Annotated in this window: 10 protein-coding genes; 5 read left to right on the forward strand and 5 right to left on the reverse strand. The window is 45.5% G+C overall.

The window, feature by feature from the left end; genetic code table 11:
• Nucleotides 1-168: 168 nt before the first annotated feature.
• On the reverse strand, nt 169-465 hold the full coding sequence (locus tag OX890_RS18915) for a hypothetical protein (protein WP_126493531.1): 297 nt from the start codon (nt 463-465) through the stop codon (nt 169-171).
• A 216-nt stretch (nt 466-681) separates the two neighbouring features.
• On the opposite strand from OX890_RS18915, the gene OX890_RS18920 reads away from it, so the two are divergent.
• Nucleotides 682-1,125, forward strand: a complete 444-nt coding sequence (locus OX890_RS18920; protein WP_006084032.1) for a GNAT family N-acetyltransferase — start codon at nt 682-684, stop codon at nt 1,123-1,125.
• Between the two features lie 127 nt (nt 1,126-1,252).
• Here OX890_RS18920 and OX890_RS18925 read toward each other — a convergent pair whose 3' ends face one another.
• Together OX890_RS18925 and OX890_RS18930 are read right to left on the reverse strand one after the other, a co-directional pair.
• Nucleotides 1,253-2,548 (reverse strand): aromatic amino acid transport family protein, encoded by a 1,296-nt coding sequence (locus OX890_RS18925; protein WP_006080322.1) that lies wholly within the window; start codon nt 2,546-2,548, stop codon nt 1,253-1,255.
• Nucleotides 2,549-2,997: 449 nt separating this feature from the next.
• Entirely contained in the window at nt 2,998-5,562 is a 2,565-nt protein-coding gene (locus OX890_RS18930) for an acylase (protein ID WP_126492682.1), read from the reverse strand.
• Between the two features lie 257 nt (nt 5,563-5,819).
• Between OX890_RS18930 and yjjX the strand changes: the two genes are divergently transcribed.
• From yjjX to OX890_RS18950, 4 genes are all read left to right on the forward strand, one after another.
• On the forward strand, nt 5,820-6,380 hold the full coding sequence (gene yjjX / locus OX890_RS18935; protein WP_126492683.1) for an inosine/xanthosine triphosphatase: 561 nt from the start codon (nt 5,820-5,822) through the stop codon (nt 6,378-6,380).
• 4 nt (nt 6,381-6,384) lie between these two features.
• Nucleotides 6,385-7,434 (forward strand): bifunctional helix-turn-helix transcriptional regulator/GNAT family N-acetyltransferase, encoded by a 1,050-nt coding sequence (locus OX890_RS18940; protein ID WP_172599614.1) that lies wholly within the window; start codon nt 6,385-6,387, stop codon nt 7,432-7,434.
• A gap of 556 nt (nt 7,435-7,990) precedes the next feature.
• Nucleotides 7,991-8,653, forward strand: coding sequence for a DUF4145 domain-containing protein (locus OX890_RS18945; RefSeq protein WP_126492684.1), 663 nt, complete (start codon nt 7,991-7,993; stop codon nt 8,651-8,653).
• Nucleotides 8,654-8,998: 345 nt separating this feature from the next.
• On the forward strand, nt 8,999-9,526 hold the full coding sequence (locus OX890_RS18950) for a hypothetical protein (protein ID WP_126492685.1): 528 nt from the start codon (nt 8,999-9,001) through the stop codon (nt 9,524-9,526).
• A 273-nt stretch (nt 9,527-9,799) separates the two neighbouring features.
• Here OX890_RS18950 and nqrF read toward each other — a convergent pair whose 3' ends face one another.
• Nucleotides 9,800-11,017 carry an NADH:ubiquinone reductase (Na(+)-transporting) subunit F gene (nqrF, locus tag OX890_RS18955; protein WP_126492686.1) on the reverse strand — a complete coding sequence of 406 codons (1,218 nt, stop codon included), beginning with the start codon at nt 11,015-11,017 and terminating at the stop codon, nt 9,800-9,802.
• Nucleotides 11,018-11,094: 77 nt separating this feature from the next.
• Nucleotides 11,095-11,703, reverse strand: coding sequence for an NADH:ubiquinone reductase (Na(+)-transporting) subunit E (nqrE, locus tag OX890_RS18960; RefSeq protein WP_006080315.1), 609 nt, complete (start codon nt 11,701-11,703; stop codon nt 11,095-11,097).
• Between the last annotated feature and the right edge of the window lie 2 nt (nt 11,704-11,705).

Consider the following 11,705-nt stretch of genomic DNA (forward strand, 5'->3'; position numbering starts at 1 on the left):
AAAACTAGCGCGCTAGTTTCTCAGTCTACATGAGGCAATCGCCGAGTCTAGCAGAGGGGTTTTCATAGAGGGATGATCTGGGTCACGTTGAGCTAAACTGTCTTAAAATCAGTAACATTAACCAAACTAACTTTGTTAAATTGGCCGCTGAAATGTTAGTTTTTCTGCTTAAGCATCAAAATATTCTGTGACTTTATTTGGCGCAATTTGCTGACGATAAAGCGCTGCTGGCGGTTGCTCACGTTCAATCAAATAACTCCAGTAATCGTCATCAAAACCACTGAAAATAAAGTCCGATTTACCCTTGGCTTTTAGGATCAACCACCACCAAACGAGTCCCCACAAACCAAAACTCAACAAAGTTAAGATAAAATGCAGCCGATGGTTTATTTGCTCATCAGCAATCAGATCAACAACGGGCAACACCTTAAGTTTATAGCGGCGTGTCGACTTAACGAATCCCATCATAGACTCACTTAGTTCAGAAAAAGGGCACTAGAGATAAGCCTAGCAGACAAGACTTTAGTCGTACAAAAATCCGCAGTATCAATTAAGCTCACTCCGCCAAAACCGCGACTGTCGAACTCGTTATCCCACAATGTTCCATGCTAAAGTGAGCCACAAAATGGTTGTTCACTAAACAAGAGCGGTATTACTCAATAACCGCCTAGGAGTTGTTGTATGTTGATCCGTAAAGCTAAGGCTCAGGACCTCAGTGCCTTAGTCCAATTTAATCAGGCGATGGCCCAAGAAACCGAAGGCTTAGCCTTAGATGAAGCAACACTAACCCGCGGCGTGGGCACGCTACTTGAAAGTCCACAAAAAGGGTTTTACCTCGTCGCCGAAATTGAAGGAGAAATAGTCGGCTCGCTTATGGTGACATTTGAATGGAGCGATTGGCGCGCCAAGGATTATTACTGGATCCAGAGTGTGTATATTCGCCCGCAAAATCGTCGCCAAGGCATTTATGGCAAGCTCTACAGTGAAGTCAAACAACTGGCCGAAGCCAATGGTGGCGCTGCCAGCTTCCGTTTATATGTTGAGCAAGAAAACCTCGCCGCCCAGCAGACCTATCAAGCCTTAGGGATGAAGCAGAGTTACTACTTAATGTACGAAGAAAAATAAGCTATCCAATATCTTATTCGCAATAAAAAAGGATCGGGCCAATGGCACGATCCTTTTTTTACGAGTCACGATTCAGATTAAAAACCTAACGCTAACTCCTCGTTAAGCTTCACTGCACTCGCAAAACTTAACGGAAGAAACCAAACAGAATCGCCGTCATCGCCAGTAAACCTGCAATGATCACGAAGATATTGCTGATACGGCCACGATAGGCTTTTAACGCTGGCACTTTATACACGGCATACATAGGCATCAAGTACAGGATAGCCGCGATAATTGGGCCACCTAAGGCTTCAATCATGCCTAAGATACTTGGGTTGATCACAGCTACAGCCCAGATAGTGACAAACATAAAGCCTAGGATGAACTTGTTGATCTTAGCATCCGTGACTGATTTGCCGCTTGAGCGTAACTGCTTAACGATTACGCCTTTCATGCCTTCTGTCGCGCCCATGTAATGGCCGAAGAAAGAGGACACAATCGCGATAAAGGCGATTAACGGACCAAAGTAGCTCACAAAACCACTTGAATGCACGTTAGCTAAGTAAGACAGGATCGGTAAGTTCTGCGCTTTCGCTTCTGCCAATTGGGCTGGCGATAACGACAGCACACAAGAGAACACAAACAACATCACAAAGCCCACTAACATCATCGAAGTGTTACGTAAAATCACGTCAGCTTTACGAGAAGCATTGGCGCCGTGGTCACGTTTCAGTGACACTGAAAACTGTGAAATCGCAGGAGAATGGTTAAAGGCGAACACCAATACTGGGATCGTCAACCACACTGTGCCTAAAAATGCGCCCGCTTCTGGCACCACTTGTAAGGCATCCATTTTCCATTCTGGGATCAGGTAGAACGACATAAAGGCCAAAATACCCACCAGCGGATATACCAGCAATTGTGTCACTTTCAGCATGAATTTCTCACCCGCAACCATCACAGCCATCATACCGAGGATCAATACACCCGATAAAATAAAGCGTGGGGGCGATGCCATGCCCAACTGATTGACGATAAAGCTATCGACTGTGTTGGTAATACCCACACCGTAAATTAATACAATCGGATAGATGGCGAAGAAATACAGTATGGTAATGGCTTTACCCGCACCCACACCAAAATGTTCTTCTACTACTTGGGTGATGTCGCTGCCGGGAATGCTTGATGAACAAACAAAACGAGATAAACCGCGGTGGGCAAGATAGGTCATAGGACCGATGATCACTGCCATGAGTACGAGAGGCCAAAAGCCGCCCATGCCCGCATTGATGGGTAAAAATAAAATTCCAGCGCCAACGGCTGTGCCAAATAAACTCAACATCCAAGTCGTATCTTGGCGAGTCCAAGGTAAGTGTTTCGTTGAATCTAGATTCTGTGTGCTTTGAGGTGTTCCAAGAACACTGGTCGCATCTTTTTGCATATAAAAGTTACCTTACGGTGTGACTAGCATAATAAATTCGTCGTAAGGATAACCAAAAAAAGCCCATAAAAGTTGATCTGACTCGGCTTTATGTAAGGGAATTTCATAATAAACTGATATTGAGATCTAGATCGCTGATTTAATGTAATAAGTTTTCAATGCAGCATCAAAAAACACACATAAAAAACCGCTTAAAGACACAATATTTTCACCTCAAACCAAAGCCAGTGACATAGCATAAGCGCCGAGAAAAACACCGAATTGGATCTAGATCACAAAAACCCATGAAACGAGATCCAATGCTGCATATTGACAGCTAAAGTCGATCAAGATCACATCCGCTAATGTTAAATTTTTACAAATCGCTATCAGTCGCAAACGCCATAAAAAACGGCTCACTGCGGAACCAACGCCGGAGTGAGCCGTTAACGATTAGCGCAAAATCAGACTTAAGGTTTCTGTAGTATAAGCTCAGTGGTCGACACCACGGCTGGCGCTATATCAGCCTCTTTGAACAATAACGGACGGAAACTTTTCTCGCTTGAGTACAAGATACTTTGATCGGCAAACGCTGGCGTTAGGATATTACTCGACTCAGAGTAAGTTAAAATTCCCCGCGCCACTGGCCCTTCGTCAGTAAAGTTCACTGCCATCATCCAACTCGACCCATAACGCACTTGGTATCCCTTCGCCGTTAAGCCAGAACTCATCGCCTTACCAGTAACCACGTCCATCACAGGTGCGTACTTGTGCTGCGGGATTAAAGTGTCGTCACCCGACAGACTGGTCGAGAACACGTTGAATCCACCCTCGGCATTGTGGCTACCCGGCCAAGGTAAACGCGACCCGCTTGGCGTACCGTCCGGCAGCGATTTCTCCACGAATTGCACCTCACCCAATGGCGCATCTAAGGCAAAACCTGCTGCCTCAAGATTCAGTGCGCTGTGGGCTAAAGCCACTAAGGCGCTGCCATCTGTGGTCAAGGTTTTAGGTGTCGTTGCCGCATTGGCGGGATCGAATCCTTGGGTCAACATGGTCGTTTGGCTGAATTGGTGGGCAAACTCACGCAGTAAAGCACCGCCTTTGCTGTCGTTATCTTGCTTACCATTCCACGCTTTTAACGCCGTGCACGCCGAAGTGACATCCTTAGATAAACTCGCCGACACCACAACAGGCGTGCTGCCTTGGGCATCACACTGGGCAATCAAATCAGGCAGCACTAACTCAGCAAGATAACTGCGATTAGACAACACCGCCGCTTCGAGTTCTTCCAAGCTAAACTTGCCATCTGCCCCAGCCGCATCCTGCATTAAGCTCAAGCCCATACGCGTTCGCAGCGACAATTGCCCTGCTTCTGGTCCATACATGGGCGAGAAATAAGTCAGCGGTTCATTCAAGTTAGTCGACCAGAATGAGTCATTGGAGTTTTGCACAAAGTCAGTACGCTCAAGCTTTGGCGCGCGGGCATAGGGTGTTGGGCCATCGAAACTAAACAGCGATGTGTTGCCGGGTAAAATCGTAAATCCGGCCTGCGCCTTAGCCGCTTTAATGTCTGGCGAGGTTTTTAACAACACCACTGCCGATTCAGACAATCCTGGGACTGTCGAGTCGTCGATGTAGAAAGCATTGCCCTCTTTATCGGCGTACATAGTGTTATTGAAGATAACGCCGTCGTAATCCTTGAAGGCCTGTTGGAACTCTTCTTTATTGGTCGCCATGTCCATCGCTAACCAATGGTCAACGGGGTCCATATTGCCCATGTTGGCGTCTTGGATCATAAAGGCGCTGCCATCATCCCAACCAAAAGGTGCTAAAGCAGGTGGCGCTTCAACCATAGGGCCTTTTGCCGTGGTGTAAATATCCTTCTCGGCCACTAACATGCCGGCAGGACCAGCATTCACCAGAATCGATACCGTCTCTTTGGTGATCGGCATAGGTTTACCATCGAACAGATATTGCATCCGATCGCCCGAGACTAACTCTAAGTTATACATCACAAAATGTTCGGCGGTTGAGAAGGTATGAGTCCACGCTAAATCTTTGTTAAAACCGATATTAATCGGCCCTGGCATACCCACAAGCGAGCCGCCCATCATGTCTAAATGCCCAGGGATCGTAATATGGGATTGCCAAAAACGCAGGTTACCCGTGTGTGGGAAATGCGGATTGCCGAGCACCATGCCTTTACCGTTTTCGGTTTTATCTTTACCTAAACCCCAACCATTAGAGCCTAATCCTCGGGGATTGGTCTCTGGCGTGGTGATGCGGGCCGCGCGGGCAATCAACTTAGACTGCATATCGGCCACAAATGCGGTTTGGTCTTGGCTGGGCGCAGGCCCTACGATACGCGGCATATATTCCTGCGCATCTCCCGGGTTTGCGTAAAAAATCAAATCGAGAAAGTTAGCTGCGCCCGGTAACAAAGCGATTGAAAACAGATAAGTCACCACATCCTCTGGCACTATAGGTTTGACCCAAGGTTGACCGCCACAGAAAGGTTCTGCCGTTTGTTTACCCGCTTCGACATCGGCAAGATATTGGTTATAACCAGAGGTAAAACCTTGGATCAGCGCCCGAGAGTTTTCACTAAACTGTGGCCATTTCTCTTCGGCTTGCGCTCTGATCTTTAACGCTTTGTAGGCAAAGTCAGAGATCAAGTTGCCGTTATCTTCCGCTGTGGGTTGGCCCGTAGTGAAGTCAATCGACGCATGGGGGCCAAAGTACATGGAACGCTGCGAGTTAGCCTTAATAAAGCCATCGGCTAACACACATAAATTGTCCTGTGCCTGCGCATAACCACTACCAAAACCTAAGCTTTCTAAGTTATCGGCTTGGATATGTGGCACGCCGTAGGTGGTGCGGCGAATATTGGCTTTGAGTAAACCGTTGGGAGCAAAAGCTTGCAGTTGAGTTTCGGGTTCGGTGGGCGTAGTGCTATCTTCGCTATCGTTACAGCCGGCGAGTATTACACCGCAGGCCATCCCCATAGCGATCACGAGTTTGTTGAATTTCATTATTATTATCTCTTGGTTTTGGTTCCTTCAATGACATAGCCTTACTGCTTATCCCAGCCTACATTACTGAAGGAGCAATAGTCATATGTCGCTTCCTAGTCCCTAAGGCTGGCTATTGCCTCCCCTACTGTTGGCTTTTTACTGAGCTTCGCCGACGACTGTGGCAGAATAGAAAACCCAAACGCTTAGACACCTCAGACCATTTAAGCAATGATTCAAACGAGCGTCCACATTAAAAGCTGAAATAAACAACTTATATGCAACAAAAAATTATCAAGATAAAAGTGGGTTCTAAAAACCCAGTAAAAATCAACGCGGCAACCAAAGCGATGGCACAACTGTTCCCCGAAAGCATTATAGACGCCAGCGGTATGGATGCACCTTCAGGTGTTGCGGCGCAGCCAATGACAGATAAAGACACTCGCCAAGGGGCGATTAATCGGGTGCACTACTGTCAACAACAGGATCAACAAGATACTCAAGCCGACTACTATTTTGCGATGGAAGGCGGTGTCGATTGTTTCGACTTTGGCCCTGCCACATTCGCCTATATCGCCATTGGGCATAAAGACCAACTTGCCATTGGCCGCAGCGCAATTTTGCCTCTGCCAATGCAGGTTTATCGGGCATTAGAAGCAGGTGAAGAACTCGGGCATGTTATGGATAGATTGTTCAATACTGTCAATATCAAACAAAAAGGCGGTGCCATAGGTTTGCTCACCCACGGCCACGCGACCCGTGAAAGTAATTACACCCAAGCGATTATTCTCGCTATGGCGCCGCTATTAAATCCCAATATTTACGCACAAACTTGTTAGTAACATGTTGCAAGCGCAGTTGAAGCCCGCTAACTTAGTTGTGATATGCAACCAAACCCATTCGACTATGGCTCAAACAGACGCACCATCGACTCCAGATCCAGTTAAGCCTGTAATTCACGCTAAGCAAACGGCGGAGTCAGGCTCATCCGCCCAACTCAGGCACTTATCTCGCTATCTAGTGAGGAATTTAGGCATGCTCAACGCCGCCTTTGGAGATTTGCCCCTCTCGCCAGTGCAAGCCCACGCCTTGTTTGAGATAGGCAAGCTGCCGCTGACCATCAAAGAGCTGGCCTGCAAACTCAGCATAGATAAGTCCAATGCGAGCCGAGCCATTAAGCATCTGATTGATAAAAATCTTGCCCAGAGTCAAATACACCCACGGGACAGTCGCTGTTTATTAGTACAACTCACGCCCGCGGGGAAGAAGTTACTCCTGAAATTAGATACTCAACAAAATCAATTATTTCAAGAGATCTTAGCCCAACTGACTCCGGCACAAACCTCACAAATTGAAGAGGCACTCATGTTATATAACCAAGCCGTACATAACGCCAAACACCAAAGTGGCTGTCACATTCGCCAAGCCACAGCCCAAGATGATGCCGCGATTGCCAAAGTCATCCGCGATGTCTCGGCCGAATACGGCTTAACCGCAGATAAAGGTTATAGCGTGGCCGACCCGATCTTAGATTGCCTCAGCCAGATTTACTCCCAAGCGGGCGCCAACTATTGGATTATTGAATTAGAGGGGCGCATTCTAGGCGGCGCCGGCATTGCGCCGTTAGCCAACAATGAGGGTGTTTGTGAACTGCAGAAAATGTACTTTATGCCTGAAATCCGCGGCAAAGGACTCGCAACACGCGTAGCACTAATGGCACTCGATTTCGCCCGCGAAACGGGTTATCAAAGCTGCTATTTAGAAACCACAGCCGCGTTAAATGAAGCCGTAAAACTCTATGAGAAATTAGGCTTTGTACATCTGTCGGCCCCCCTAGGTAACACAGGCCACGACGCCTGCGAAATGCCTATGCTGCTAGAGCTGAATAAATAGAATACAAAGCTAAAATCGAGGAAGGCATTCAGGAATAAATCGATGCAGCTATCGAGGATATCAACAAGATATTCGAAGATGATTATCCTGAACTAACCGAAGCTTTAGTCGATGCCGTCGGGGCTTTTTTCAGTACTTTAGAGTCGATATCGACATTGAAACCGCACTTATAAAGCACTTTTGGTAATCTTCTGTCAGCCTAATTAGCACCATTTAGTTAAGAGGCGTTAATAAAGTAAAATCTAACGAAAACGCAACTTTTAAACCTTAGTATAAAGAAACTTAGTAAATGAGTGTCTATCCTTGCAAGTTATGTTCTATATCATTAGAGGCTAAAAGTTAACTGAGAAAAATCCAGAAGGTAATTATAAATTTAACTCTAAAAACTACTCTATAATAAAAATAGATCATTTAATTTAACATACAATAATTTTTGTGGTGAAATAAGTCGATATCTAGAAGTAATTTAACAAGTTGCGGCACTTGTAAATTTACTCGCTGCGTCCCTCATTTTACGATGAGCAAGGCGCTATAATTTCAAAAAACGGGCATTATCGTGAATAAATTAATAGTAAAACGATTTGAAGAGTTAGATAACCAAATGATTGAATTGGCTAAAACTGTCAAGAAAACACATTATGAAATGATGAGCCCTAGTGAAGATGTAGACTCTGAAAAGTTTTTAGAGTGGCGAGTAAAAGTTAAAAACCTAATTATTAAGGTGTGTGGAGATAAATCAGAACACTATAAAGAATTTCAAAATGCAGAAAATAACTCAAGTTTTTCCGGGAATTTTTCTTCTTTTAAATATACCAGAGCAGTTTTCTTGGCATTAAAAGAAGATTTTTTAGGAGGCTATTTATCTTCATATAAGTCAATCGTTCAAGCGGAGGTTTTTGAAACAGAGCTAGAACAAGCCCGAGAGTTATTAAGCGCTGGTTATTCAGCGCCGGCTGCCATCATTGCTGGCGTAGTTCTTGAAACAAGTCTCAGAGAACTATGTAGCAGAGAAAATATCGCACATGGGAAAATGGACAAAATGAACGCCGATCTTACTAAATCAGGAGTGTATAATTCAATCGTACAAAAAAAAATCACATCATTTGCAGGTATCAGAAACAGTGCAGCACATGGCAAGCCAAGCGAATTCTCAAAAGCTGACGTGGAGCAAATGATTGTAGGTATCGAAGATTTTCTTACCACTAATCTAAATACTTAATTCACACAAGTCATCACAGAATTGATGCCTGCGCCGGACCGTTCTAGATTCGCAGTTTTACGGTTTGCTCCAAACTGTCAGTACTTTACATCAACAGCCAGAACTCCTGTGTAATCACCCCTACCAATACCCATTTACATAATGGATAGTATTAACATGTCCTAAATACGCTATTTTTGTACAAATTAGCTCTATTTTCTGCACCATTCAGCCACTGATCATGACTCCCTTTAAGTCGACCTTAGACACTGTAGATTGAAGTCCAAGCGAAAGAGCTTTATGTTATTGTTTTATAGTGGCTCGATTTTAAATTCATTTGGGCATTAGATCTCTTAAGGAGTTAATTTGAAGTCTCTTTTTTTAGCCATTGCTTCAGTATTTGTCGTCGGATGCGCTTCAACATATAGCGTTCCTATTGGAGCACCATTTGCGACGATGATGCTGGATCTTCGTTCAGAATCGAAGAACACCACGATACAGGGATACGAAGTGTTCGCGTACCAAGACATAAACTGCGCACCTTCTCAACTCGGATTATCAATTGAATCAAAGCAATTTACGAATGCCATCGAGAAGCTAGGGCCGATAAGAGTCGCGGCTGAATCGCAGATGACATTTGCGATCTTGTATGGTGAAGCTCGGATGGCACAGAATCGTCAATGCAGCTTTACAGCCTCGTTCGTCCCACGCTCAGGTGAGAAATATAGCGTTCAATTTGCCGTTGATGACGGAGCACTTGGATGCGGAATGCAAATAATGGATAGCAGTGGGCAAGAGATTGGTTTTGAATCACCGCAGGAATCCTGTGCAGAAACATTTGCTGGAAGAGTAAAAAATGGTGGAGCAGGTTTTCTCAATTGGACCATCATGTAGAGATCATAGATGCCTAACCATTCAACCCGTTCGGCAGCGCTCATGACAAACTTTACCCCATACAAATATTAATCTGAAATGTACGAAATAGCTCAGTAGTCCTAGCTAACTTTAATCCTAAAGCGACTTGCGTTCGATTTAAGGCTTTCCTCCTCTAATACTCCAAGCCCCTCAAAAACAAAACTCGCGTTAAGTTGCCTTAACGCGAGTTATGAGTTTCAAGCTTTAACCGCTGATTGAAACTCTGATTAAGCTCTAGCTTAAGTTTAATGGCTAATCGCCAAAGTCATCTAGTAGGATGTTTTCTGGCTCAACGCCTAGGCTTTCGAGCATCTTAATCACTGAAGAGTTCATGATTGGAGGACCACACATGTAGTACTCGCAATCTTCTGGTGCCTTATGATTTTTAAGATAATTCTCATAAATCACATTATGAATAAAGCCAGTGTAGCCAGTCCAATTATCCTCAGGCAATGGCTCAGATAACGCCACATGCCAAACGAAGTTGTCATTCTCGGCCGCTAGTGCATCGAAATCCGCTTGGTAAAACACTTCACGGGTCGAACGTGCGCCGTACCAGAAGCTCATTTTACGTGTGGTTTTCTTACTCTTAAGCTGATCGAAAATGTGTGAACGCATAGGTGCCATGCCCGCACCGCCGCCGATAAACACCATTTCCGCATCGGTTTCCTTCACAAAGAACTCACCGAATGGCCCAGAAATCGTCACTGTATCGCCCGCTTTCAGGTTGAAGATGTAAGATGACATCTTACCCGCTGGCACATTGGCCGATGGCGGCGTCGCAATCCGCACGTTCAGCATAATGCGACCCTTTTCATCGGGATAGTTGGCCATAGAGTAAGCGCGCAACACTTCTTCGTTGACGGTCGAGACTATATCAAACAGGCCGTATTTGTCCCAATCGCCACGGTATTTTTCAGGAATATCAAAGTCAGCGTATTTCACCACATGGGCTGGCGCTTCAATTTGAATATAACCCCCCGCTTTAAAGCGAACATCTTCACCTGCGGGTAACTCAAGCAATAACTCCTTGATAAAAGTCGCCTTGTTATCGTTAGAGATCACCAGACATTGCCACTTCTTCACCCCAAAGATTTCTTCGTCGAGCTCAAGTTCCATATCGGTTTTCACTGAGACTTGGCAGGCGAGACGACACCCTTCTTTAGCCTCTTTCTTGGTGATATGGCCCATTTCAGTCGGCAGAATGTCACCGCCGCCCGCTTTGATTTTCACTCGGCACTGACCGCAGGTTCCGCCACCACCACAGGCTGACGGAATAAAAATACTCTGACTCGCCAAAGCGCCGAGTAACTTGTCACCCGCGGCAACTTGAATGCTTTTTTCGGCATCTTCGTTGATGCTGATTGTCACTTCACCCGTAGCCACTAATTGCTTTTTGGCGATTAGAATCACTATCACCAATAGACAGACCACTAGCGTGAACATGCCTATGCCAATTGCCATTTCCATCGTATTACCCTTTTCTAGCTCTTTTCTAAAAAGAATCTGGTTTCACTTTCTCAATTCTTGGCTCGCCTACTGTAGCGTTACAGCGAGATCCCTGAGAAAGACATAAAGCCCAGCGCCATCAAGCCTGTAGTAATAAAGGTGATACCAATACCTTGTAAGCCTTCGGGAATCGCGTTGAATTTCATTCTTTCGCGCAGTCCCGCCAGCAGTACAATCGCCACCGCCCAACCAAGACCCGAGCCCATCGCAAACACCACTGACTCACCGAAGTTGTAATCACGGTTCGCCATAAAGATCACCCCTGCAAAAATCGCGCAGTTCACTGTGAGCAAAGGTAAGAAGATCCCAAGGGAGTCATACAGGCTAGGAATGTACTTATCCAAAAACATTTCAAGGATTTGCACTAACGCCGCAATCACACCAATGAAAGTGATCAGTTGCAGGTAACTTAAATCGATACCGGGTAATCCCGCCCAAGACAGTGCGCCAGGTGCGAGCACTTTGACGTAAATGATCTGGTTTAACGGCACGGCTAAGGTCATCACCACAATCACAGCGACACCTAGACCAAAGGCGGTTGACACCTTTTTAGACACGGCCAAGAAAGTACACATGCCCAAGAAGAACGACAGCGCCATGTTGTCGATAAAAGTGGCCTGCAAAAATAGATTTATATAGTGTTCCATAT

This window comes from Shewanella sp. DAU305, assembly GCF_026802235.1.
GTDB classification, from domain to species: domain Bacteria; phylum Pseudomonadota; class Gammaproteobacteria; order Enterobacterales; family Shewanellaceae; genus Shewanella; species Shewanella baltica.